26 protein-coding genes are annotated in these 25133 nt (G+C 61.5%); 1 reads left to right on the forward strand and 25 read right to left on the reverse strand.

The genetic code is table 11. The features are described from left to right. Positions 1–21: 21 nt before the first annotated feature. From ACODTD_RS25330 to flhA, 7 genes are all read right to left on the reverse strand, one after another. A complete protein-coding gene (locus tag ACODTD_RS25330; RefSeq protein ID WP_011333072.1) occupies positions 22–2286 on the reverse strand; it encodes a chemotaxis protein CheA in 2265 nt (754 codons plus the stop codon). Positions 2287–2325: 39 nt separating this feature from the next. Continuing rightward, on the reverse strand, positions 2326–3114 hold the full coding sequence (locus ACODTD_RS25335; RefSeq protein ID WP_011333071.1) for a protein phosphatase CheZ: 789 nt from the start codon (positions 3112–3114) through the stop codon (positions 2326–2328). Positions 3115–3131: 17 nt separating this feature from the next. Continuing rightward, on the reverse strand, positions 3132–3503 hold the full coding sequence (locus ACODTD_RS25340; RefSeq protein ID WP_003183998.1) for a chemotaxis response regulator CheY: 372 nt from the start codon (positions 3501–3503) through the stop codon (positions 3132–3134). A 167-nt stretch (positions 3504–3670) separates the two neighbouring features. After that, positions 3671–4411 carry an RNA polymerase sigma factor FliA gene (fliA, locus tag ACODTD_RS25345; RefSeq protein ID WP_011333070.1) on the reverse strand — a complete coding sequence of 247 codons (741 nt, stop codon included), beginning with the start codon at positions 4409–4411 and terminating at the stop codon, positions 3671–3673. Then, positions 4408–5238: a flagellar synthesis regulator FleN gene (gene fleN / locus ACODTD_RS25350; protein WP_003222917.1), complete on the reverse strand. Its 831-nt coding sequence runs from the start codon at positions 5236–5238 to the stop codon at positions 4408–4410. The genes fliA and fleN overlap by 4 nt, the downstream gene beginning before the upstream one ends. Positions 5239–5351: 113 nt before the next feature. Next, a complete protein-coding gene (gene flhF / locus ACODTD_RS25355) occupies positions 5352–6692 on the reverse strand; it encodes a flagellar biosynthesis GTPase FlhF (protein WP_007951958.1) in 1341 nt (446 codons plus the stop codon). A gap of 11 nt (positions 6693–6703) precedes the next feature. Then, complete coding sequence (gene flhA, locus ACODTD_RS25360; protein ID WP_011333069.1) at positions 6704–8833, reverse strand: flagellar biosynthesis protein FlhA; 2130 nt, start codon at positions 8831–8833, stop codon at positions 6704–6706. A gap of 528 nt (positions 8834–9361) precedes the next feature. Between flhA and ACODTD_RS25365 the strand changes: the two genes are divergently transcribed. Next, the gene (locus ACODTD_RS25365; RefSeq protein WP_201819367.1) at positions 9362–9736 is read left to right on the forward strand and encodes a DUF6124 family protein; all 375 of its coding nucleotides are present in this window, start codon (positions 9362–9364) and stop codon (positions 9734–9736) included. Positions 9737–9847: 111 nt separating this feature from the next. On the opposite strand, the gene flhB is transcribed toward ACODTD_RS25365, so the two are convergent. The 18 genes from flhB to fliE form a co-directional block, all read right to left on the reverse strand. Further along, complete coding sequence (gene flhB, locus ACODTD_RS25370; RefSeq protein WP_011333061.1) at positions 9848–10987, reverse strand: flagellar biosynthesis protein FlhB; 1140 nt, start codon at positions 10985–10987, stop codon at positions 9848–9850. A 3-nt stretch (positions 10988–10990) separates the two neighbouring features. After that, positions 10991–11776, reverse strand: a complete 786-nt coding sequence (gene fliR, locus ACODTD_RS25375) for a flagellar biosynthetic protein FliR (RefSeq protein ID WP_011333060.1) — start codon at positions 11774–11776, stop codon at positions 10991–10993. A 3-nt stretch (positions 11777–11779) separates the two neighbouring features. Next, entirely contained in the window at positions 11780–12049 is a 270-nt protein-coding gene (fliQ, locus tag ACODTD_RS25380; protein ID WP_007951951.1) for a flagellar biosynthesis protein FliQ, read from the reverse strand. Continuing rightward, complete coding sequence (gene fliP, locus ACODTD_RS25385; RefSeq protein WP_221615223.1) at positions 12046–12804, reverse strand: flagellar type III secretion system pore protein FliP; 759 nt, start codon at positions 12802–12804, stop codon at positions 12046–12048. Before fliP ends, fliQ begins: the two co-directional genes overlap by 4 nt. After that, positions 12804–13262 carry a flagellar biosynthetic protein FliO gene (fliO, locus tag ACODTD_RS25390; protein WP_041475176.1) on the reverse strand — a complete coding sequence of 153 codons (459 nt, stop codon included), beginning with the start codon at positions 13260–13262 and terminating at the stop codon, positions 12804–12806. The genes fliP and fliO overlap by 1 nt, the downstream gene beginning before the upstream one ends. After that, the gene (fliN, locus tag ACODTD_RS25395) at positions 13263–13721 is read right to left on the reverse strand and encodes a flagellar motor switch protein FliN (protein ID WP_011333057.1); all 459 of its coding nucleotides are present in this window, start codon (positions 13719–13721) and stop codon (positions 13263–13265) included. 57 nt (positions 13722–13778) lie between these two features. Next, a complete protein-coding gene (fliM, locus tag ACODTD_RS25400; RefSeq protein ID WP_003222890.1) occupies positions 13779–14747 on the reverse strand; it encodes a flagellar motor switch protein FliM in 969 nt (322 codons plus the stop codon). Between the two features lie 9 nt (positions 14748–14756). After that, positions 14757–15260 (reverse strand): flagellar basal body-associated protein FliL, encoded by a 504-nt coding sequence (fliL, locus tag ACODTD_RS25405; protein ID WP_011333056.1) that lies wholly within the window; start codon positions 15258–15260, stop codon positions 14757–14759. A 145-nt stretch (positions 15261–15405) separates the two neighbouring features. Then, entirely contained in the window at positions 15406–16767 is a 1362-nt protein-coding gene (locus tag ACODTD_RS25410) for a flagellar hook-length control protein FliK (RefSeq protein ID WP_011333055.1), read from the reverse strand. 105 nt (positions 16768–16872) lie between these two features. Continuing rightward, positions 16873–17220 (reverse strand): Hpt domain-containing protein, encoded by a 348-nt coding sequence (locus ACODTD_RS25415; protein ID WP_007951942.1) that lies wholly within the window; start codon positions 17218–17220, stop codon positions 16873–16875. 30 nt (positions 17221–17250) lie between these two features. Next, positions 17251–18954 (reverse strand): ATP-binding SpoIIE family protein phosphatase, encoded by a 1704-nt coding sequence (locus tag ACODTD_RS25420; RefSeq protein WP_221615221.1) that lies wholly within the window; start codon positions 18952–18954, stop codon positions 17251–17253. A gap of 5 nt (positions 18955–18959) precedes the next feature. Further along, a complete protein-coding gene (locus tag ACODTD_RS25425; RefSeq protein ID WP_011333053.1) occupies positions 18960–19259 on the reverse strand; it encodes an STAS domain-containing protein in 300 nt (99 codons plus the stop codon). 101 nt (positions 19260–19360) lie between these two features. Beyond that, positions 19361–19810, reverse strand: a complete 450-nt coding sequence (gene fliJ / locus ACODTD_RS25430) for a flagellar export protein FliJ (protein ID WP_011333052.1) — start codon at positions 19808–19810, stop codon at positions 19361–19363. Between the two features lie 6 nt (positions 19811–19816). Next, positions 19817–21175 carry a flagellar protein export ATPase FliI gene (fliI, locus tag ACODTD_RS25435; protein ID WP_011333051.1) on the reverse strand — a complete coding sequence of 453 codons (1359 nt, stop codon included), beginning with the start codon at positions 21173–21175 and terminating at the stop codon, positions 19817–19819. Next, the gene (gene fliH, locus ACODTD_RS25440) at positions 21165–21971 is read right to left on the reverse strand and encodes a flagellar assembly protein FliH (protein WP_221615220.1); all 807 of its coding nucleotides are present in this window, start codon (positions 21969–21971) and stop codon (positions 21165–21167) included. Before fliH ends, fliI begins: the two co-directional genes overlap by 11 nt. Positions 21972–21975: 4 nt before the next feature. Then, positions 21976–22995, reverse strand: coding sequence for a flagellar motor switch protein FliG (gene fliG / locus ACODTD_RS25445; protein WP_007958288.1), 1020 nt, complete (start codon positions 22993–22995; stop codon positions 21976–21978). After that, a complete protein-coding gene (fliF, locus tag ACODTD_RS25450; protein WP_007958290.1) occupies positions 22988–24775 on the reverse strand; it encodes a flagellar basal-body MS-ring/collar protein FliF in 1788 nt (595 codons plus the stop codon). The genes fliG and fliF overlap by 8 nt, the downstream gene beginning before the upstream one ends. A gap of 15 nt (positions 24776–24790) precedes the next feature. Further along, a complete protein-coding gene (fliE, locus tag ACODTD_RS25455) occupies positions 24791–25120 on the reverse strand; it encodes a flagellar hook-basal body complex protein FliE (RefSeq protein ID WP_201819386.1) in 330 nt (109 codons plus the stop codon). Positions 25121–25133: the final 13 nt, after the last annotated feature.

Consider the following 25133-nt stretch of genomic DNA (forward strand, 5'->3'; position numbering starts at 1 on the left):
TGTCGCCCCGCCACCCCGGATTCAAATACGCCGTGCGGCGTAACGCTTGAGCATGCTCGGAACATCGAGAATCAGTGCAATGCGGCCGTCACCGGTGATGGTGGCGCCGGACATGCCCGGGGTTCCCTGGAGCATCTTGCCCAATGGCTTGATGACCACTTCTTCCTGACCGACCAGTTGATCGACGACGAAGCCGATCCGCTGGGTGCCCACCGAAAGAATCACCACATGGCCTTCGCGCTGCTCTTCGTGAGCGGCGGAGCTGACCAGCCAGCGCTTGAGGTAGAACAATGGCAGCGCCTTGTCCCGCACGATCACCACTTCCTGGCCGTCCACCACGTTGGTGGTCGACAGGTCGAGGTGGAAGATTTCGTTGACGTTCACCAGCGGGAACGCGAACGCCTGGTTGCCGAGCATCACCATCAGGGTCGGCATGATCGCCAGCGTCAGCGGCACCTTGATGACGATCTTCGAGCCCTGGCCCTTGGTCGAGTAGATGTTGATCGAACCGTTGAGCTGGGAAATCTTGGTCTTCACCACGTCCATGCCGACACCGCGGCCGGACACGTCGGAGATCTCGGTCTTGGTCGAGAAACCCGGGGCGAAAATCAGGTTGTAGCACTCGGTGTCGCTCAGACGATCGGCGGCATCCTTGTCCATCACACCGCGTTTCACGGCGATGGCACGCAGGACGTTCGGGTCCATGCCTTTGCCGTCGTCGGAGATCGACAGCAGGATGTGGTCGCCTTCCTGCTCGGCCGCCAGGATCACCTTGCCGCCACGGGCCTTGCCCGAGGCTTCGCGTTCTTCCGGCGACTCGATGCCGTGGTCGACGGCGTTGCGCACCAAGTGGACCAGCGGGTCGGCCAGTGCCTCGACGAGGTTCTTGTCGAGGTCGGTCTCTTCGCCCACCAGTTCCAGGTTGATCTCTTTCTTGAGCTGGCGTGCCAGGTCGCGAACCAGACGCGGGAAGCGGCCGAAGACTTTCTTGATCGGCTGCATCCGGGTCTTCATCACCGCGGTCTGCAAGTCGGCGGTGACCACGTCGAGGTTCGACACGGCCTTCTGCATCGACTCGTCACCGCTGTTCAGGCCCAGGCGCACCAGACGGTTACGCACCAGCACCAGCTCGCCGACCATGTTCATGATTTCGTCGAGACGTGCGGTGTCCACACGCACGGTGGTCTCGGCTTCAGTCGTCGGTTTTTCCGGTGGCGGCGTCGCCGGTGCACGGGCCGGAGCCGGTGCCGCAGCGGCTGGCTTGGCCGGTTCAGCTTTCGGCTCAGGTGTTTTTGCAGCAGGTTTTGCCGCAGCGGCCGGGGCCTTCGCAGCAGGCGCTGCAACTGCCGAAGCATTGCCGGCAGTCACGACGGCACCGGTGGCGACGTCAGTGAACTTGCCTTTGCCATGCAGATCGTCGAGCAGCGATTCGAACTCGTGGTCGGTGATCAGATCGCTACCGGCCGCAGCCGCTGCCGGAGCAGCCGGCGCAGGCACCGAAGCAATCGCCGATTCCAGCGCATCAACAGCAAAGTTGCCCTTGCCATGCAACTGATCGAGCAAGGCTTCGAATTCGTCGTCGGTGATGTCCGAGCTGTCGCCCGCCGCCGGAGCAGCAGGTGCCGCAGCAGCCGGAGCCACGGCGTCGGCCGCGAACTGGCCCTTGCCATGCAACTGGTCGAGCAGCGACTCGAACTCGGCGTCGGTGATTTCATCGCTGGCCGCTCCGGTGGAAGCAGGTGCAGCAGCAGCCGGGGCTTCGGCTTCGGCCTTGACGGCGTTCAGCGAGTCCAGCAGCTGTTCAAATTCGTTATCGGTGATGTCGCCCGAATCGCCTTCGACGACCAGTTCTTCGATCATCTCGGCAACCGGCGAAGCCGGGGCTTCATCCGCCGATTGCGGTTCGGCCAGACGCGCCAGGGCGGCCAGCAGTTCCGGGGTGGCGGCGGTGATCGGGCTGCGATCGCGGACTTCGCTGAACATGCTGTTCACCGCGTCCAGCGCTTCAAGCACCACGTCCATCAGTTCTGCATCGACGCGTCGTTCACCCTTGCGCAGGATGTCGAACACGTTTTCGGCGATGTGACAGCACTCCACCAGCTCGTTGAGCTGAAGGAAGCCGGCGCCCCCTTTTACAGTGTGGAAACCGCGAAAAATTGCGTTGAGCAGATCTGCGTCATCCGGGCGGCTTTCCAGCTCGACCAGTTGTTCGGACAGTTGCTCAAGAATCTCGCCGGCCTCAACCAGGAAATCCTGAAGGATCTCTTCATCGGCGCCGAAGCTCATTAATGGGGTGCTCCTACAGGTCTAAAAACCCAAAAAAACTCAAAATCCAAGGCTGGATAACAAATCGTCCACATCGTCCTGACCGGACACAACGTCTTCTCGTTTATCGGCATGAATCTGCGGACCTTCACCCTGCGAGAGATGTTTTTGTGGATCTTTTTCAGCAAGCATCGCCGCACGGTCATGTTCGATGCCCGCAAAGCGGTCCACCTGGCTGGCCATGAGCACGAGCTTGAGCAGGTTGCTTTCGACTTCGGTGACCAATTGGGTCACGCGCTTGATCACCTGACCGGTGAGGTCCTGGTAATCCTGGGCGAGCAGAATGTCGTTCAGATTGCTCGACACCGCGCGGTTGTCCGCGCTGCTGCGTGCCAGAAAACCGTCGACCCGGCGCGCCAGCTCACGGAACTCTTCAGCCCCGACCTCACGGCGCATGAAGCGGCCCCAATCGGCGCTCAAGGCCTGGGCTTCGTCAGCCAGGCCATTGACCACGGGGGTCGCGCTTTCCACCAGATCCATGGTGCGGTTGGCGGCAGCTTCGGTCAGTTTGACCACGTAGCCCAGGCGCTCGGTAGCGTCGGTGATTTGCGACACTTCCTCAGCCTGCGGCATGTGCGGATCGATCTGGAAGTTGACGATCGCACTGTGCAGTTCACGCGTGAGCTTGCCCACTTCCTGGTACAGGCCACGGTCACGGGTCTGATTGAGCTCATGGATCAGTTGCACGGCGTCGCCGAACTTGCCTTTTTCAAGGCTTTCGACCAGTTCGACGGCGTGTTTTTTCAGAGTCGACTCGAAGTCGCCCTGTGAAGATTCGTTATGCTCCATAGCTCCCCCGCGCGTCATCAGCCGATGCGTTCGAAAATCTTCTCGATTTTTTCTTTCAGCGCCTGAGCCGTGAAAGGTTTGACCACGTAGCCGTTAACGCCGGCCTGGGCCGCTTCGATGATCTGCTCGCGCTTGGCTTCAGCGGTCACCATCAGCACCGGCAGGTGCTTGAGCTTTTCATCGGCGCGCACGTGGCGCAGCAGGTCGATACCGGTCATGCCGGGCATGTTCCAGTCGGTCACCAGAAAGTCGATGCTGCCGCTGTTGAGCACCGGAATGGCAGTAGTGCCATCGTCGGCTTCAACGGTGTTGGTGAACCCGAGATCACGCAACAGGTTCTTGATGATCCGCCGCATCGTTGAGAAGTCATCAACGATGAGGATTTTCATGTCTTTGTTCAATTCGACCTCCAAGCAGTCTTAAACGCGCCCAGCACCTGGACGCGCCATTTCAATCAATCCGGCAAAACACTCGATGACTGTCTGGAGCACAACAGAGCAAGACCGGTGCCGTTCACCACCGCACCAGCCTCGTTCGCAGTGTCCCCACACTGCCTTCAGCGCGCTCGCCACTCCCCCAAACGCCCCCGCAAGCGGGCCGCGCACTGGCTGTGTAACTGGCTGACCCGCGATTCACTGACGCCAAGGACTTCACCGATCTCCTTGAGGTTCAGCTCTTCGTCGTAGTACAGCGCCAACACCAGTCGCTCACGCTCCGGCAAATTGGCAATCGCGTCCGCCAGCGCGGCCTGGAAACGTTCGTCTTCCAGATCGCGCGACGGCTCCAGATGAGCACTGGCGCCATCCTCGTGCAGCCCTTCGTGTTCGCCGTCCTGCAACAGGTCGTCGAAACTGAACAGGCGGCTGCCCAGGGTGTCGTTCAAAATCCCGTAGTAATCGTCGAGACTCAATTGGAGTTCGGCCGCAACTTCGTGATCTTTAGCGTCACGGCCGGTTTTAGCTTCAATCGAGCGAATCGCGTCGCTGACCATGCGGGTATTGCGGTGAACCGAGCGTGGTGCCCAGTCCCCCTTACGGACTTCATCGAGCATCGCACCACGGATCCGGATGCCCGCGTACGTTTCAAAACTGGCGCCCTTGCTGGCGTCGTATTTGGTCGAGACTTCGAGCAGGCCGATCATCCCGGCCTGGATCAGGTCTTCGACCTGCACACTGGCCGGCAACCGCGCCAGCAAGTGGTAGGCGATGCGTTTGACCAGTGGCGCGTAACGCTCGATCAGCTCGTACTGCGCGTCACGCGCCGACTTCTTGTAGAAATTCATACCGCTGGCGGTCATAGCACAGGTCCTGCCGTTTGCTGCACGAGGCGCTCGACGAAAAATTCGAGGTGGCCGCGCGGGTTGGCGGGCAGCGGCCAGGTGTCGACCTTCTGTGCGATCGCCTTGAACGCCAGTGCGCACTTGGAACGCGGGAAGGCTTCATAGACCGCACGCTGCTTCTGCACCGCCTTGCGCACGCTTTCGTCGTAGGGCACCGCGCCGACGTATTGTAGGGCGACGTCGAGGAAGCGATCCGTGACCTTGGTCAACTTGGCGAACAGATTGCGACCTTCCTGCGGGCTCTGGGCCATGTTGGCCAGGACGCGGAAGCGGTTCATGCCGTAATCGCGGTTGAGCAGTTTGATCAGCGCGTAGGCGTCGGTGATCGAGGTCGGCTCGTCGCAGACCACCAGCAACACTTCTTGCGCTGCGCGAACAAAACTGACTACCGAGTCACCAATACCCGCAGCGGTGTCGATCACCAGCACGTCGAGATTGTCGCCGATGTCGCTGAAGGCCTGAATCAGGCCGGCATGCTGGGCCGGGCTCAGGTGAACCATGCTCTGGGTGCCGGAAGCGGCCGGCACGATGCGGATCCCGCCGGGGCCCTGTAACAGGACGTCGCGCAGCTCGCAGCGGCCTTCGATCACGTCGGCCAGGGTTCGTTTGGGTGTGAGGCCCAGCAGAACGTCGACGTTCGCCAGCCCCAGGTCGGCGTCCAGCAGCATGACCCGACGGCCAAGCTCTGCCAGGGCCAGGGACAAGTTCACTGACACATTAGTCTTGCCGACGCCACCTTTGCCGCCGGTCACCGCGATCACCTGTACGGGATGCATGCTGCCCATGTTATTTCTTTACCTTGTCTTGCATAGACGGAGGCCACATTACTGGCTGCGCGTTCACAACCGGAACAATGCGTGGCAGGCCATCGATGTAGGTACGAAAACTGTTCATTACCTCAGCCAACCTGCTTGGTCGGACTGTGGTAGATATCAGCGAACATGTCAGCCATGGCTTCTTCGCTGGGTTCTTCCTGCATTTGCACGCTGACGGCGCGACTGACCAGTTGATGACGCCGCGGCAGATGCAGATCATCCGGAATCCGTGGGCCATCGGTCAGGTAGGCAACCGGCAGTTCGTGACTGATCGCCAGGCTCAACACTTCGCCCAGACTGGCCGTCTCATCCAGTTTAGTCAGGATGCAGCCGGCCAGCCCGCAACGCTTGTAACTGTGATAAGCGGCGGTTAGAACCTGTTTTTGGCTGGTGGTTGCCAGAACCAGATAATTTTTTGACCGAATGCCACGACCGGCCAGACTTTCCAGCTGCATGCGCAGGGCCGGATCGCTGGCCTGCAGGCCGGCGGTGTCAATCAGCACCACGCGCTTGCGCAGCAGTGGATCCAGCGCCTGCACCAGGGACTGGCCCGGATCGACGTGGGTCACCGAAACGTTAAGGATGCGGCCCAGCGTCTTGAGCTGCTCCTGCGCGCCGATACGGAAACTGTCCATGCTCACCAGCGCGATGTTCTGCGCGCCGTACTTGAGCACGTAGCGGGCGGCCAGTTTGGCCAGGGTGGTGGTCTTGCCCATGCCGGCAGGACCGACCATCGCAATCACCCCACCCTCTTCCAGCGGCTCGACTTCCGGCACGGCAATCATCCGCGCCAGGTGCGCCAGCAGCATGCGCCAGGCCTGACGAGGCTCGTCGATCTCGGTGATCATCGACAGCAGATCCCGGGACAACGGGCCGGACAAACCGATGCGTTGCAGACGACGGTACAGATTGGCCTGGGCCGGACGGCTGCCTTGCAGCTGGTTCCAGGCCAGGGTGCCGAGTTGCACTTCCATCAGTTCGCGCAGGCTGTTGAGTTCGAAACGCATCGAGTCCAGAGCACGCGGATCGACGCCAGCGGAAACCGCTGCAGGCGCTGGTGCCGGACGAGCCGGAGCTTCGTAGGTCGGTTCGGTCAGCGGCTCGGCAGCGGTCAGCGGCAGGCCGGCCGTCAACGGCAGCCCGGCGAACAACTGGCGATTGGTGTTGCCGTCGGCTTCGCCACGCAGGCTCAGCTCGGCCTGGGCGGTGACGATGCGCGACTGGGTCTTGCGCAGCTCATCCTCGAGTTCCATGTTCGGAACGCGCGGGGCCAGCGCAGACAGTTTGTAATCGAGCGCCGCCGTCAGCTCGACGCCGCCGGCGATGCGGCGGTTGCCAATGATGGCGGCATCAGCGCCCAGCTCATCACGAACCAGCTTCATGGCCTGACGCATATCGGCGGCGAAAAAACGCTTAACTTGCATAAACCACTACCTCAGCCGTTGGGCCCTACTGTCGCAACGATGGTCACTTGCTTGTTGTCCGGAATTTCCTGGTAGGCCAGCACATGCAGTCCGGGAACTGCCAGGCGACCAAAGCGCGAGAGCATCGCGCGAACCGGGCCTGCTACCAACAGAATCACCGGCTGACCTTGCATTTCCTGGCGCTGCGCCGCTTCAATCAGCGAACGCTGCAGCTTCTCGGCCATGCTCGGCTCCAGCAGAACGCCCTCTTCCGAGCCTTGTCCTGCCTTCTGCAGACTATTGAGCAATATTTGTTCCAACCTTGGCTCCAGCGTGATAACTGGCAGCTCCGACTCAGTCCCTACAATGCTTTGGACGATGGCGCGCGATACGCCAACCCGCACAGCAGCCACCAAAGCGGCGGTATCTTGACTCTTGGCGGCATTGTTGGCGATGGCCTCGGCAATGCTGCGGATATCGCGCACCGGCACGTGCTCGGCCAGCAACGCCTGCAACACCTTGAGCAGTTGCGACAGCGTGACCACGCCCGGCACCAGCTCTTCAGCCAGTTTCGGCGAGCTCTTGGCCAGCAATTGCATCAATTGCTGCACTTCTTCGTGGCCGATCAGCTCGCTGGAGTGCTTGTACAGAATCTGGTTCAAGTGGGTCGCAACCACGGTGCTGGCATCGACCACGGTGTAACCGAGCGATTGCGCCTGGGCGCGCTGGCTGACTTCGATCCACACCGCCTCCAGGCCGAAAGCCGGATCTTTGGCGGTAATGCCGTTGAGCGAGCCGTAGACCTGCCCCGGGTTGATCGCCAGTTCGCGATCCGGGTAGATCTCGGCTTCGGCCAGAATCACGCCCATCAGGGTCAGGCGATAGGCGCTCGGCGCGAGGTCGAGGTTGTCGCGGATGTGCACGGTCGGCATCAGAAAGCCCAGATCCTGCGAGAGCTTCTTGCGCACGCCCTTGATCCGCGCCAGCAATTGCCCGCCCTGGTTGCGGTCCACCAGCGGAATCAGGCGGTAGCCGACTTCCAGGCCGATCATGTCGATCGGGGTCACGTCGTCCCAGCCCAGCTCCTTGGTTTCCATGGCGCGGGCCGGCGACGGCAGCAGTTCCTGTTGACGCTGAACCTCTTGCAGCGCCTGCACTTTGGCGACGTTCTGCTTCTTCCAGAACAGGTAAGCACCACCGGCAGCCAGGGCAGCCATGCTCAGGAACGAGAAGTGCGGCATGCCCGGCACCAGACCCATGACCGCCATCAGACCGGCCGCCACCGCCAGCGCTTTGGGCGAGGCGAACATCTGGCGATTGATCTGCTTGCCCATGTCTTCCGAGCCGGAAGCACGAGTCACCATGATCGCTGCAGCTGTAGATAACAACAGTGATGGCAATTGCGCCACTAAACCGTCACCGATGGTCAGCAAGGCGTAAACCTTGCCCGCGTCGGCGAAAGTCATGTTGTGCTGGAAGATACCGACGGCCATGCCGCCGATCAGGTTGATGAACAGAATCAGCAGGCCGGCGATGGCGTCACCACGGACGAACTTGCTGGCACCATCCATCGAGCCGTAGAACTCTGCCTCTTGAGCCACTTCCTGACGACGGGCCTTGGCCTGCGCCTGGTCGATCAGACCGGCGTTGAGGTCGGCGTCGATCGCCATTTGCTTGCCGGGCATCGCATCGAGGGTGAAGCGAGCGCTCACCTCGGAGATCCGGCCAGCACCCTTGGTCACCACGACGAAGTTGATGATCATCAGGATCGCGAAGACCACGATACCGACCACGTAGTTACCGCCGATCACCACCTCACCGAAGGCCTGGATCACCTTACCGGCGGCGGCGTGGCCGTCCTGACCGTGGAGCATCACCACCCGCGTCGACGCCACGTTCAGCGCCAGTCGCAACAGCGTCGCCACCAGCAGGATCGTCGGGAACACCGCAAAATCCAGCGGCCGCAAGGCGTACACGCAGACCAGCAGCACGACGATCGACAGGGCAATGTTGAAGGTGAAGAACACGTCGAGCAGGAACGGCGGCACCGGCAACATCATCATCGCCAGCATGACCAGCAGCAACAGCGGCACACCCAGATTGCCTCGACTGAGGTCGGCAATGTTCGAGCGAGCACTGTTGATTAACTGAGAGCGATCCACCGGTTTTCCCCGTTCCTTTAAAGCAAACTTTTGACGCCCGAAGCAGGCGCACGGCGGCTACTGCAAGAAGCCTTCCAACTTTTGCCGATGATTGAAACAGAGGGGTTTGGGCGTGTTTTTTCTGCTGGGTGGGATGTCGCTTTCGCTAGAAGTCAGCAAAAACTGCCTTTTAAACTCAGGTGTTTAAAAGACACCTTCAGACACGCCTTACAGGCTACGAATCCTTGCGCCGTTGCCTACGGCTACGCCAGAATCCGCCGGCTTGTGCGCTGTGGGGTCGGGTTCTATTGTGGATCGGTCGCTGACGAATCAGCGATCGGGTTTAGCGACTCGGTTCAATTTAAAGGTGCACCAGCGTGCCAAGCTTCGTTGCGGATCTGTATGTCTGCAATTTCGTTATGGTGGCTGTATGCGGGAGACCCTTGTGGTCTACCGGGTGCCTTTGACCGGTTCGCTAACCTGCGTACAGCCGCCACCCTTCCTGTTTAGCGACTGGATTTGGCGGCTCCACCCCAAAGGAGCTTCACCATGATCAAACCAACACCCAACCCACCCGTAACCGACCCCGCCTCGCCCTACGAATCCGCCGACTCCAGAAAACTTCACGAAGCCGCCGACCGCGCCCTCGACCACTATCTCTGCCCGCCCGGCTCCAGGCCACCACCGCGCAAAACCCGCAGAATGTACGCCGTCACCGCAGACTTCAAAAACGAAGAACTGCTGGCCGATGCCTGCGAAACCCTGGCCTCAGCCAGGACCATCGTCAATGACTTCACCCACCTCATGCCCGCCTCGCAGCGCAGGACGCTGGTGGGGATTGCGCAACTGATCATGCTCGGCGAGCTGGCAGTGAATCGGGTGCTGGATAATCTGGAACTGCCGCCATCGCAGACCTCCGCGTAAAGGCTTGAGAGATGTGTCGCGAAGGCGGCCTCACAGGCAACACAGGTCATCAGGCATAAAAAAAACCGCCACCGGCTGCAACCGGATGGCGGTTTTTTTGCTTCATCACAATCAGGAATCACGCCGCAGATCCGGCGGGATCGGCAGGTCGTCCTTGAGCGGTTCCGGGAACTTGCCCTTGCCCGCGCGGTGCTGGCGGATCTGGTAGACGTAGGCCAGTACCTGGGCGACCGCCAGATACAGCCCCCCAGGGATTTCTTCTTCCAGCTCCGTGGAGTAATAGATCGAACGCGCCAGCGCCGGCGATTCGAGAAGCATGACGTTGTTGGCCACGGCGATTTCGCGGATCTTCAGCGCCAGGAAGTCGCTGCCCTTGGCCAGCAGCATCGGCGCCCCGCCCTTCTCGGCGTCGTACTTGAGCGCCACGGCGTAGTGGGTCGGGTTGGTGATGACCACGTCGGCATCCGGAATCGCCGCCATCATCCGCCGCTGCGACATCTCGCGCTGCAACTGGCGAATGCGCTGTTTGACCTCCGGCCGACCTTCCTGGTCCTTGTGCTCGTCGCGCACTTCCTGCTTGGTCATCTTGAGCTTCTTGATGCTCTCCCAGATCTGCACGGGCACGTCGACGGCGGCGATGATGATCAAACCGCAGGCCAGCCACAGCGAGCTCCAGCCCACCAGTTGCAAGCTGTGAATGATCGCCCGGTCCAGCGGCTCGTGGGCAATGCGCAGCAGGTCGTCAATGTCCGAATTGAGCACCACCAGCGCCACACCCAGCGTGATGAGAAACTTGGCCAGCGCCTTGAGCAGCTCGACCACAGCCTTCATCGAGAACATCCGCTTGAGGCCTGCCGCCGGGTTCATCCGACTGAACTTGGGCGCCAGCGAACCGGCGGCGAACAACCAGCCACCCAGCGCAATCGGCCCCAGAAAGGCCGCCAGCAACAGGGTGATCATGATCGGCTGAATCGCCAGCAACGCCTGCAATCCGGAGCTCATCAGGAACGTCGCCATCGAGCGCTCGTCCATGATCACTTCCCGCGACAGCGTGAAGTTCTGGCGCATCAGGTCCATCAATTCCTGCGCCAGCATCCCGCCGAAAATCAGCAGCGCGGCAGAGCCGGCGAGCATGATCGCCAGCGTGTTGAGCTCCTTGGAGCGCGCAATCTCACCCTTTTCCCGGGAGTCTTTCTTGCGCTTCTCCGTGGGGTCTTCTGTTTTATCCTGACCGCTCTCGCTCTCAGCCATGACTCAGCGCGCCTGTGCCAGTTCGCGTAAAAACTGCAAGGCCTCGGTGGCCAGCGGTTGATACTGATTGAGTATGTCCGCCAGCCCGACCCAGACGATGAACAGGCCGAGTACGAGGGTCAGCGGAAAGCCGATGGAGAAAATGTTGAGCTGCGGCGCGGCGCGGGTCATCACGCCAAACGCGATGTTGACCACCAACAGCGCGGTGACCGCCGGCAGCACCAGCAACAACGCGGCGCCCAGCACCCAGCCGAGTTTGCCGGCCAGTTCCCAGTAATGCGTGGTCATCAACCCGCCGCCGACCGGCAGCGTGGTGAAGCTTTCGGTGAGCACTTCGAAGACCACCAGGTGCCCGTTCATCGACAGGAACAGCAAGGTCACCAGCATCGTGAAGAACTGCCCGATCACCGCCACCGACACGCCGTTGGTGGGGTCGATCATCGACGCGAAGCCCATGCCCATCTGGATCGCGACGATCTGCCCGGCCACCACGAAAGCTTGAAAGAACAATTGCAGCGAGAAACCCAGCACCGCGCCAACGAGAATCTGCTCGGCGATCAGCAGCAGGCCGCTGAGGTCCAGAGGACTGACCGCCGGCATCGGCGGCAGGTTGGGCGTGATCACCACGGTGATCGCGAAGGCGAAATACAGACGGATCCGCCGGGGCACCAGCGTGGTTCCGAAGACCGGCATCACCATCAACATCGAGGCGACGCGAAACAGCGGCAGCATGAACGTCGCCACCCAGGTACTGATCTGGGCATCGGTCAGCTGAAGCAGCGATTGCATGGCTTAGCCGATGACCATCGGAATGTTTTTGTACAACTGGGTGATGTATTCCATGAACGTCTGCACCAGCCACGGGCCGGCGACGATCAGCGTCACCAGCATCACCAGCAGACGCGGCAGGAAGCTCAGGGTCTGTTCGTTGATCTGGGTCGCGGCCTGGAACATCGACACCAGCAGGCCCACCAACAGACTCGGCACCACCAGAATCGCCACCATCATGGTGGTCAGCCACAGGGCTTCGCGAAAGATGTCGACCGCTACTTCTGGCGTCATGGCGATACACCTCCGAAACTGCTGGCCAGGGTGCCGATGATCAGCGCCCAGCCATCCACCAGCACGAACAGCATGATTTTGAACGGCAGGGAAATGATCAGCGGCGACAGCATCATCATACCCATCGCCATCAGCACGCTCGCCACCACCAGGTCGATGATCAGGAACGGGATGAAGATCATGAAGCCGATCTGGAACGCGGTCTTCAGTTCAGACGTCACGAAGGCCGGCACCAGAATCGTCAGCGGCGCAGCATCCGGCGTCGCGATGTCGGTACGCTTGGACAGGCGCATGAACAGCTCCAGATCGCTGGAGCGGGTCTGGGCGAGCATGAAGTCCTTGATCGGCACCTGAGCCTTTTCCACTGCCTGCTGGGCCGTCAGCTTTTCCGCGAGGTACGGCTGCAAGGCATCGTTGTTCACGCGATCGAACACCGGCGCCATGATGAACAGCGTCAGGAACAGCGCCATGCCGGTGAGGATCTGGTTCGACGGTGTCTGCTGCAGGCCCAGGGCCTGACGCAGGATCGAGAAGACGATGATGATCCGGGTGAAACTGGTCATCAGGATAACGGCGGCCGGAATGAAGCTCAGCGCCGTCATGATCAGCAGGATCTGCAGGCTGACCGAATACTCCTGCGCGCCCTCGGCGTTGGTGCCCAGGGTGATCGCCGGGATCGACAACGGATCGGCGGCGAATGCCAGCGGCGCGGCCAGCAACAGGGCCAGGGTCAAGACGATGCGCAACGCACCCATTACTTCTTATCCTTCTGATCCTTGCCGAGGATCTTCAACAGATGCTGGGCAAATTCCGGAGTCGCTTTGTCGGCGGCGCTCGGCACCTCGACCGGCTCTTTGAGCACGTGCAACGCAGTGATGGTTCCGGGGCTGAGGCCGAGCAGAATCTGCTCGTTGCCGACCTGCACCAGCATCAGACGGTCACGTGGCCCGAGCGCGCGGGAACCGATCAACTCGATCACCTGGCCCTTGCCGGCGGGGCCGGCCTGCTGCACCCGGCGCAGCAACCAGGCGAGGAAGAAGATCAACCCCAGCACCAGTAACAGACCCAGCACCAGTTGCGTCAGCTGACCGGCCACGCCGCTGTTGACGGCTGGCGCAGCAGCCGCCGCGGTGGTCGCCACCGGCTCGGCCGCCAGCACGCTGAACGGCAACGCCAGCGCCAGACCGAACAAGGCACCCAGAACCTTTTTCACTCAGCGCAGCTTCTTGATGCGTTCGCTCGGGCTGATCACGTCGGTCAGACGGATGCCGAACTTTTCGTTGACCACCACCACTTCACCGTGAGCGATCAGGGTGCCGTTGACCAGCACGTCCAGCGGCTCGCCGGCCAGACGATCGAGCTCGATCACCGAACCCTGGTTGAGTTGCAGCAGGTTGCGGATGTTGATGTCGGTGCTGCCCACTTCCATCGAGATCGACACCGGGATGTCGAGAATCACGTCCAGGTTCGGGCCGTCGAGGGTCACCGGGTCGTTGTTCTTCGGCACGCTGCCGAACTCTTCCATCGGCAGACGGTTGGAGCTCGAAGTACCTGCGTCGGCGGCCAGCAGCGCGTCGATGTCGGCCTGCCCGGCTTCACCGGTTTCTTCCAGGGCGGCAGCCCATTCATCGGCCAGTGCCTGATCGTCCTGGGTGTTCATATCGTCGTTCATCATTTGTCCTCGGCGGGCAAAAAACCGGTAAAAGAATCAGGGAGTGAGGGCGCCGCTTCAGCGGCGCTCGATCGGCTCGATCACCTGCAACGCAAGGTTGCCTTTGTGCGAGCCCATCTTGACCTTGAAGGCCGGCACGCCGTTGGCGCGCATGATCATGTCTTCCGGCATCTCGACCGGGATCACGTCCCCCGGCTGCATGTGCAGGATGTCGCGCAGTTTCAGCTGGCGACGAGCTACGGTGGCGCCGATCGGCACGTCGACATCCAGCACGTCCTGGCGCAGGGCATTGACCCAGCGCTCGTCCTGGTCGTCGAGGTCCGACTGGAAACCGGCGTCGAGCATTTCGCGCACCGGCTCGATCATCGAGTACGGCATGGTCACGTGCAGATCACCGCCACCGCCGTCGAGTTCGATGTGGAACGTGGAAACCACGATCGCTTCGCTCGGACCGACGATGTTGGCCATGGCCGGGTTCACTTCCGAGTTGATGTACTCGAAGTTGACTTCCATGATCGCCTGCCAGGCTTCTTTCAAATCGACGAACGCCTGCTCCAGCACCATGCGCACCACGCGCAGTTCGGTCGGGGTGAATTCACGCCCTTCGATCTTGGCGTGACGGCCGTCGCCGCCGAAGAAGTTGTCCACCAGCTTGAACACCAGTTTGGCGTCGAGGATGAACAGCGCGGTGCCGCGCAGGGGTTTGATCTTGACCAGGTTGAGGCTGGTCGGCACGTACAGCGAGTGCACGTATTCGCCGAACTTCATCACCTGTACGCCACCGACGGCAACGTCCGCCGAGCGGCGCAGCATGTTGAACATGCTGATGCGGGTGTAGCGGGCAAAACGCTCGTTGATCATTTCCAGAGTCGGCATGCGTCCACGGACGATGCGATCCTGGCTGGTCAGGTCGTAGCTTTTGACACTGCCGGGTTCGGCAGCGTTATCGGTCTGTACCAGACCATCGTCGACGCCATGCAACAGCGCGTCGATTTCATCCTGGGACAGCAGATCCTGCACGGCCATGTCGTGTTCCTACTGCAGTACGAAATTAGTGAAAAGCAACTGTTCGATCACCACTTTGCCCAGCTCTTTCTGCGCCACTTCCTGGACGCTGGCTGTGGCCTTCTGGCGCAACATCTCTTGACCGACCGGGGTCGCCAGCGTGGCGAAATCCTGACCGGAGAAGAGCATCACCAGGTTGTTGCGGATCACCGGCATGTGCACTTTGAGCGCTTCCAGATCCGCCTGATTGCGCGCCAGCATGGTGATGCTCACCTGCATGTAGCGCTGACGGCCGTTCTGGTTGTAGTTGGCCACGAAGGCCGGCGCCATGGGCTCGAAAATCGCCGGTTGCTTGCCGACCGGGGCCGCTTCGGCGGTCGCCGCAGGCTTGCTCTGGGCACTGTGCATGAAGAACCAGGTCGCCCCCACGGACGTGCCGATCGCCAGCAACAGACCCAGCACGATCACGATGATCAGTTTGAGTTTGCCTTTGGTTGCGGGGTCTTTTACTGCTGCAGCTTCGCTCTTCGCCATGCCAATAATCCGTCACTAATCGGGTTTTCACAGTCGCACGGCAAGGCAAGAGCAAGTGTTATGCCAGAAGTGTCGGAGGAAAACGGAGAGCGGTGGCAAAACGGACGAGGGAGCGGACAGGGCCGCTTCCTCGGGGGAGGATGAATCAGGCGTAGTAGTCGACGGCGCTGGAGCCGATCACGTGAGTGGCGGTGGCCGCAGCTTCAGCGACAGCAGTCGGCGTCAACTCTTCTTCAGCCGAATCCAGGCGACCGCCGGCAGCGCTGGTGCGACCACTCTGCCCCTGCTGCGCCTGTTCCTGGCCTTGGCCCTGCCAGCCACGGTTCTGGTCGGAAACGTTGACGTCGACCTGCCCCATGCCTTGCTGGTTGAACATGTCGCGCAGGCGGTGCATCTGACCGTCGAGGGCTTCACGCACGCTCGGATGCGCGCTCATGAAGGTCACCTGGGTCTGCTGGTCCGGGACCATGTTCACCCGGATATCCAGACGCCCAAGCTCCGCTGGCTGCAACTGGATGTCAGCCGCCTTCAGGTTGTTGCTCGACAGGTACATGACCCGGTTGACCACTTCTTCGGTCCAGCCGTTCTGGTGCATGGCAATCGGTTGGTTCACCGGCACCGCGTTGGCGGTTTTCGGCGTGGCAGCCTGGGTCAGCGCCGCCAGACGGTTGGCGAAATCATCCACGCGGGTGTCGCTGGTGGCGGTCTTCAGGTCTTTCAGGCCGTCATCGATCAGGCCGCTGAACGCCTTTTCACCGCCCTGGCTGGTGCTGTCCTTGTCAGCCTGCACATCGAGCATGCTGGCCATGCCGGCAGCGAAGTTCTGCGCCGAGGTCAATTCGCCGTCAGCCTGAGCCTGGGCCGGGGTGGCCTTGGGCTGGGACTGGCTGGAAGCAGAAATGTGACCACTCTGCTCCATGGCCATGCGCACGGCGGGCAGTGAATCGAGCGGATCCGCCTCGGGGTCGAAAGCCGGGTCAGTGGCCGGCGCCGGATCCTTGACCATACCCGGCAATGCCGCCACGGCAGGTTGATCGGTTTCCGTTTTTGCGGCGGTTTCGACGACGGGGGTAGCCACTACCGGCGCAGTGACGACAGGTTCTACCGCTGCCACCAGCGCCGGGTCCACCGGCGCCGTATCGACAACGGGAGCCGGCGCGGTGTCGGCCAAGTCATCATCAGTAGCGGTCTTGTCGTCCGTTGCCGGCGTCGCCGGTTTGTCGGCGGGCAAGGCTTTGCCGCTATCGGCAACCGCCGGCTCCGGGGCGGCAGACTGATCCTTGCCGAGGTCTTTCTTGCCGCCGTTGTCGGCCACCTTGTCACGGGCAGGTTTTGCCGAATTGTCGACGGTCACCGAAGGCTTGTTCGAGCCTTGATCGGCAAACACCTGAGCGAAGCTGGAGGCCTTGTCCCCGGGCTCTGCGGCCACTGCCGATGATTTGGCCGAGGCAGCTTGTGCCTTGGCCTGGGCGGCGGTCTGAAGAAGAATGTTGGGGCTTGCAGGCATGGCACGGTCTCCGCTGCACTGGGATCGTAGGTACAGTTGGGATAGATGACTGCAAGTGCCGGGCCAGTTTCGTCAGAAATCCGACAAAACCGCCCAACGGCAGGATCAGTGTGTCAGCGAGCGCTGCCGCTCGGCGACATAAACGGGCCGCACATCGGCGAATTCGCTATGAATATCGGCGACCAGTTTGATGATCTCGGAAGGGCTTTTGTCTTTGGCATGCTGTTCCAGCTCCTGGCACAGCACGGCAAGACGGGTCGCGCCCATGTTGCTGCTGCTGCCCTTGAAGCTGTGCGCAACGGAAGACAATGCGTCGGCATCGGCAGTCTGCTGCAACTCCCGCAGGCGGTTTTCGGAATCGGCGAGGAAGGTATCCAGCAGTTCCGGATAGCTGTCTTCCATCACTTCCCGCAGCGCGCTCAGCGCCTCGTGGTCCACATGTGTATCAGCCACTTGTTCACTCCCTGATCAAGAATGCGCGGATTATGCCAGAGCCTCCCAGAAAAACTCCACGCGAGCACTGCGACCATCGTCTGACCAGCTGGCATTTCGGGCCAATTGCCGGATCAGGCTGACTCCGCGTCCCGACAGACGGACACCGTCCAGCGGCCGCTCCATCACGCGCGAGACATCGAATCCCTGGCCGCTGTCTTCGACCCGCACCACCAGACAACCGCCCTCGCCTTCCGGCCGCACCTGCAAATGCACGCGCACATAACCGTCCTGCAAGGCTTCGAGACGGGCATTGCGCTGCTCGTAATATCGGGCGAAACCCGACGCATCGCGCTTGAGGCTCGAATCCAGGCCCAGCACGCCATGCTCCAGCGCGTTGGAATAAAGCTCGGCCAGCACGCTGTACAGTGCGCCACTCTGCGCCCGCAATCCATGCACCTCAAGCAGTAACTGCAACAGGTAAGGCAGCGGATTGAAGCGCTTGAGCGTGGCACCGCGAAATTCGAAGCTCACCGACCAGTCCAGCGGACAGGACTGACCACTGTCCGAATACACCGGCGCCGGCGGGTTGACCTGCTCGGCTTCCAGCAGGCTGACCTCGACCATGCTCACATCGTCCCGGGCCTCTCCGCGAAAGTCCTGCAGCGCCTGCTCGATGTCCTCGAACAGCCGATCCGGCTGGCGATTGGCGGCGAACACCTTGTGCAAGCGCTCGACACCGAACAGCTGGTCGTTGGCATCGCAGGTGTCGATGACCCCGTCGGAGAGCAGAAACACCCGATCGCCCACCGCCATCGAGTGAACCTCGGTGCGGTCATCGAAGGTCTGCGGGCTGAGCACACCCAGCGGCAAGTGGCGCGCCGCCAGTGGCTTGCGCTCCCCGGTGGCGAGGCAATGCAGATAGCCGTCGGGCATGCCGCCGTTCCAGACTTCCACCGAGCGCCGCTGAAAACTCAGGCACAACAGCGTCGCGCAGCAGAACATGTCCACCGGCAGGATGCGCTTGAGCTTGGCATTCATTTCCCGCAGGGTTTCGGCCAGGCCGTAACCCTTGGCAGTCATGCCGTAGAACACCTCGGCCAGCGGCATCGCGCCGACCGCCGCCGGCAAGCCGTGACCGGTAAAGTCACCGAGCAACACATGCATGTCGCCGGCCGGGGTGTACGCGGCCAACAGCAGATCGCCGTTGAACAGCGCATAGGGCGATTGCAGGTAACGGATGTTCGGCGCGCTCAGGCAGCCGGAATGCGCGACCTTGTCGAACACGGCCTTGGCGACCCGCTGCTCGTTGAGCAGATACTCGTGGTGTTTGGCGATCAGGTCGCGCTGCTGAAGAACCGTGGCCTGCAAACGCCGCAAGCGATCCATCGCCTTGATTTTGGCGGCGAGGATCACCTGGTTGTAGGGCTTCGCCAGAAAGTCGTCACCGCCGGCCTCAAGACAACGAGCCAGGGCTTCGCTTTCCGTCAACGACGTGAGAAAGATGATCGGCACCAGGTTCTCACCCGCCAGCTTCTTGATCTGCCGTGCAGCTTCGAACCCGTCCATCACCGGCATCATGGCGTCCATCAATACCAAATGCGGCTTTTGCCGGATAAATGTCTCGACCGCCTCCCCACCGTGGGTGGCCGTCAGCACTTCATGCCCCTGGCGACGGACGATGGTCGACAACAGCAACCGGTCAGCGGCGCTGTCTTCGGCGATCAGGATCGTCAGCGGCTCTTGCGGCTGCATGGCCGTCAACTGATGTCGAACAGTTTGTCGAAGTTGGAGATGGCGAGAATCTTCTTCACATCGGAACTGCTGTTGACCACGCGGATTTCCGAATCGTCGCCACCGACGTGATCACGCAGCAGAAGCAGCATGCCGAGGGCCGAACTGTCGAGATAGGTCGCCTCCTTGAGGTCGACAATCACCGATTCGGGCTGCTCTTTTTCGTAGGATTGGCGAAATTCCTGATGCTTGGCGAAATCAAATCGCCCCTTGACCGAAATCGTCAGTTTTTTCTTGTCCGCAGAAACTTCTGTAACGACTGACATGTACTGGCTTCCTTGTCATTGACGAACCTGTACAAGGTTTAGCACTTGGAGGGGCCATGGGCAAGGTGCGATGGCGTCGGGATCTGTGCGAGATCTGCCCGTCAAAATGCCTCGTGGCGCGGCAAACGCTGGGACAACTCGTCGAGCAGCTTCTGTTCGCGCTTGTCTTCGGCACGCTGGGCTTCGTCGCGGTAGCGTTGTACAAGTTTGCGCAGACCTTCGACCCGGGCGAATGCCTGTTGCCAGGCATCACGGGCCTTGTCCAAATTGTTCTGGTGCCACTGCAGACTTTGGCGCTGCTGATCGACGGCGGTGTCGAGTTGCGCCAGAAAGCCCTGAAAACCCAGCAGCCATTGACCGGTCACACCGGTGCTGCCGCGCACGATCCACTGCTGCGAGTAATCCAGACGAAAGGCGTTGAGGTCGGCGAGTTTGCTCTCAGCGACTTTCACCTGCCCCTGAAAATAACCCAAACGCTGCACGGCGGTTTTTTCGGCCTTCTCGGCCATGTCCACCACCGGCGCCAGACGCGCGGCGCGACTCAGGGCCATGACCGGTTACCCGCCGGCCGCCGGGGCGAAAATCGTTTCGAGGTACGCCTCGCTTTCACCCAGGCTGATTTTGTCGTTGAGCCCCTGACGCAGGTATCTGACCAACTGTGGTTGCAGATTGATGGCAAGGTCAGTCTCGCGGTCACCGCCAGCGACATAGGCGCCGACGCTGATCAGGTCGCGGCTCTGCTGATAGCGCGACCACAGCTGTTTGAAGTACTGCGCGCGCTGCATGTGTTCCGGCGCCACGACTGCCGGCATCACCCGGCTGATCGAGGCTTCGATGTCGATGGCCGGGTAATGACCTTCCTCGGCCAGCCGCCGCGACAGCACGATGTGCCCGTCGAGCACGCCCCGTGCGGAGTCGGCAATCGGATCCTGCTGGTCATCGCCTTCGGACAATACGGTGTAGAACGCGGTGATCGAACCCCCGCCCTTCTCCGCGTTACCGGCACGCTCCACCAGTTTCGGCAGTTTGGCGAATACCGACGGCGGATAACCCTTGGTCGCCGGCGGCTCACCGATGGCCAGGGCGATTTCTCGCTGGGCCTGGGCGAAACGGGTCAGGGAATCCATCAGCAACAGGACGTTCTTGCCCTTGTCGCGGAAATACTCGGCGATCCGCGTGCAGTACATCGCCGCACGCAGACGCATCAGCGGCGCATCGTCCGCCGGCGACGCGACCACCACGGAGCGCTTGAGGCCTTCTTCACCGAGGATGTGCTCGATGAATTCCTTAACCTCACGACCCCGCTCGCCGATCAGGCCGACGACGATGATGTCGGCCTCGGTGAAGCGGGTCATCATGCCCAGCAACACCGACTTACCGACACCGGTACCGGCGAACAGACCCAGACGCTGACCACGACCGACCGTCAACAAACCGTTGATGCTACGAATGCCGACATCCAGCGGCACGCTGATCGGGTCACGATTGAGCGGGTTGATGGTCGGGCCGTCCATCGGTACCCAGTCTTCGGCCTTCATGCCGCCCTTGCCGTCCAGCGCACGTCCGGCGCCGTCCAGCACACGACCGAGCATGCTCATGCCCATCGGCAGGCGGCCGGTATCGGCCAGCGGCACCACGCGGGCGCCCGGGGCAATGCCGGCCACGCTGCCGACCGGCATCAGGAACACCTTGCTGCCGGAGAAGCCCATGACTTCGGCTTCCACCTGGGACGGGTGATAGGTGTCGTCGTTGATCACCATGCAGCGGGTGCCCATGGCGGCGCGCAGGCCTTCGGCTTCCAGCGTCAAGCCGACCATGCGCAAAAGGCGCCCTTCGAGGATCGGCGCACCGGCGATTTCGGTGGCCTCGGCGTAAGTGCTCAGGCGCTTGGCGAAGCTGGTGCGTTCAAGGCGCATCGGGGGCGTCCGCGAGCGGCTCTTCTGTAATCGGTGCCGGCTTCGGTGTTTCCGGCAGGTCCAGGCTCAGGTCCGGCTCGGCCGGGTGCAGGGCCTGTTCGTGCAACTGGTCGAACAGCTTGGCCATGACCTGGCTGACGCGGGTTTCGATGCTGGCATCGATCCGGCTGTGGTCGGTCTCGACCCGGCAACCGCCCGGCAGCAGGGATTCGTCCTCGACGATGCGCCAGGTTTCCTCATGACGTTCGCGCAGGGCTTTGACCTGTTCGAAATCCTGCGGATTGACGTACAGCCGCACATTGCCCACGCCCAGCGGCAACAGCTTCAGCGCGTCGCGCATGACGTGTTCGATCTGCGTCGAGTCGATGGCCAGTTCGCGCTGAATCACCTGTTTGGCGATGTGCTGCACGAGGTCGACCAGCGACTTTTCGATCTGGGTGTCTTGCTCGGCGATGGGCTCGAACAGGTGCGCCATCAATTGCTCAAGGCTCTCGACCTTGGCCGTCAGGACCACTTCGGCTTCCTGGCGCACCTTGAGGGTGGCGCTGTGAAAGCCTTCCTTTTCACCGATGGCGAAGCCCTCGTTGTAGGCCTCCTGACGGATGCTTTCGAGCTCTTCCAGCGTCAGTGGCTGGACTTCCTCCAGCGGCACCTCTTCCATTTCCGGCGGTTCAGGCTCCGGTTCCGGCTCGGGCTCAGGTTTCGGCGGGTCGAAGCTGGGCAACGCCCAAGATTCGAAACCGCGGACGTCCCGGGCACGGATCAGGTCCGTCACATCGTCGTCATGCTTGTCCATGGGCTTAGATCATTTCCTCGCCGCCCTTGCCACCGAGCACGATTTCTCCGGCTTCGGCCATACGGCGGGCGATGGTGAGGATTTCCTTCTGTGCGGTCTCCACGTCGCTGACGCGCACCGGGCCCTTGGCCTCGAGGTCGTCGCGCAGCAGTTCGGCGGCACGCTTGGACATGTTCTTGAAGATCTTCTCCTTGACGCCTTCGTCCGAACCCTTGAGGGCCAGCACCAGCACATCGGAAGACACTTCGCGCAACAGCGCCTGGATACCGCGATCGTCGACATCGGCCAGGTTGTTGAACACGAACATGAGGTCTTCGATCTGACCGGACAGGTCTTCGTCGACTTCGCGGATCGAGTCCATGAGCTGGCCTTCGATCGAGCTGTCGAGGAAGTTCATGATGTCCGCCGCGCGCTTGATGCCACCCAGGGTGGTGCGCGAGGCGTTCGAGTTGCCGGAGAACTGCTTCTCGAGGATCTGGTTCAATTCTTTCAGCGCGGCCGGCTGCACGGTGTTCAACGACGAGACGCGCAGGATGATGTCCAGACGTACCTTGTGGTCGAAGTTGCCCAGCACTTCACCAGCCTGATCCGGATCGAGGTACGCGACCACGATCGCCTGGATCTGCGGGTGCTCGTAACGGATCACGTCGGCAACGGCGCGCGGCTCCATCCATTTCAGGCTGTCGAGGCCACTGGTGTTGCCGCCCAGCAGAATGCGGTCGATCAGGCCGTTGGCCTTGTCTTCACCCAGGGCCTGGGTGAGCATTTTGCGCACGTAGTCGTCGGAGCCGACGCCCAGGCTGGTCTGGTCGCCGACGATGTCGACGAACTCGCTCATGACCTGCTCGACCTGCTCACGGTGGACGTTGCCCATCTGGGCCATGGCCACGCCGACTCGCTGGACCTCTTTGGGGCCCATGTGGCGCAGCACTTGTGCGGCATCGGTCGAACCCAGGGACAGCAGCAGAATCGCGGCTTTATCGACCCGGGACAGTTTGGCGACGGCGGCTCGGTTATCACTCATCTGCGTTAATCCACTCTTTCACGACCTGGGCCACACGACCCGGGTCTTCTGCCACCAGACTCTTGATTGCGTTCAACTGAGCGTCATAACCCTCGCTCGGGCTCGGCAGCAGAATGCTGGTCGGGCCGCCGAGGCTGACGCGATCGTTGGACAGTTCACCATCCAGACCGCCCATGCCACCGAGTTCCATGTCGCCGCCCAGACCGGCCAGCTCCTTGCTTTTGCCGCCACCGGTGATGTTGTTGAGCACCGGACGCAGCACGCCGAACACCAGCACCAGGATGAACAGCACACCCAGCACTTGTTTGACGATGTCCCAGAACCATGGCTGGGAGTAGAACGGAATGTCGGCGATCACTTCGCCGCGCTCGGCGGAGAACGGCATGTTGATCACGCTGACGCTGTCGCCACGGCTGGCGTCGAAGCCGACGGCGTCCTGTACCAGACGGGTGAAGCGCGCCAATTCGTCGGCGCTCCACGGCGCGCGAGTCGTTTCGCCGTTGGCCGGGTTGATCTTGACCTGATCGTCCACCACCACCGACACCGACAGGCGATTCAGGCGACCCTGCTGCTGTTTGGTGTGGCTGATGGAGCGATCGAGCTCGAAGTTCTTGGTGGATTGTTGACGCTTGTCCGCCGGGTACGGCGCGAGCATCGGCTGGCCGGTGGCCGGGTCCATGATCTGCTGACCGTTGGCATCAACCAGTGGCTGACCTGGCTGCACCATGCTCGCCGGAGCGGCTGCGCCACCGGTGGTCTGCGGCGCCGAAGCCGGCGACGGTGGCTGGTTGCTCAGGGCACCCGGCACACCTTGCGGGCCATTGCTGGCGGTGCGTTGTTCGTTGACCGACTGTTCGCTGCGCAGGGCCGGTTGATCCGGGTTGAACTGCTCGGCAGTCGATTCTACGGCACTGAAATCGACGTCGGCCGAGACTTCAGCCTTGTAACGATCGTTGCCCAGTACCGGTTGCAGAATGTTGTGCACGCGCTGGGTGAGCATGCTTTCCATACGGCGGCTGTAGTCGAACTGCTTGCCGGCCATGGTCATTTCGGAGTTTTCCGCCTGATCCGACAGCAGGTTGCCCTTCTGGTCGACGACGGTGATCTGCGATTTGCTCAGCTCGGGAACGGAGGTTGCCACCAGGTTGATAATGGCAACGACCTGGCCCGGCTCCAGCGAACGACCGGAGTACAGCTCGACCAGTACCGAAGCGCTTGGCTTGCGTTCGTCACGCACGAACACCGAACTTTTCGGGATCGCCAGGTGAACGCGCGCGCCCTTGACGTTGTTCAGGCTGGAAATGGTGCGAGCCAGTTCACCTTCGAGGCCGCGACGATAACGGGTCGCTTCCATGAACTGGCTGGTGCCCAGACCCTGTTCCTTGTCGAGGATTTCAAAACCGATGTTGCCGTCGCTGGGAGTGACACCAGCGGCCGCGAGCTTGAGCCGCGCACGGGACAGGTCATCGGCCTTGACCAGCAAGGCGCCGGAATTCGGTTCGACGGTGTAGGGAATGTCAGCGGAGGCCAGGGTGTCCATGACCTGCTTGGCGTCCATGCCGGCAAGGCTGCCGTACAGAGGCCGGTAATCCGGTTGCTGCGACCACAGCACCACGGCAAAGCCAATCGCCACGCTCGCGGCCAGGCCGACCAACAGGCCCACCTGACGCAGCACGGTCATCTCGGAGAGGTTTTCCAGGAAGGACAGGCCGAACAACGGCGGTTTGCCGTCTATCGGGGTGGCCTTGGCCGGAACGTTATCGGCGACTGCTTCTGCCATGACTCAATCTCGTCCTTAAACCGGCATCTGCATGATGTCTTGATAAGCCTGCACCAGCTTGTTGCGCACCTGGGTCAGAGCCTGGAACGAAACGCTGGCCTTTTGCGAGGCAATCATCACGTCCGTCAGATCGACGCCGCTCTTGCCGATTTCGAACGCGTTGGCCAATTGGCTCGACGCCTGTTGGGTATCGTTCACTTTGTTGATGGCCTGACCAAGCATGTCGGAAAAGTTGCTGCCTGCCAGTTCCGGGACAGCGGAAGTCGATTTCGGCTTCGACATGGCGTCCATTTGCATGGCCTTCATGTCCATCATCAACCGATTAAATTCAATACCTTGGCTCATGGTCTACTCTCTT

It is taken from the genome of Pseudomonas sp. FG35, from assembly GCF_057809295.1.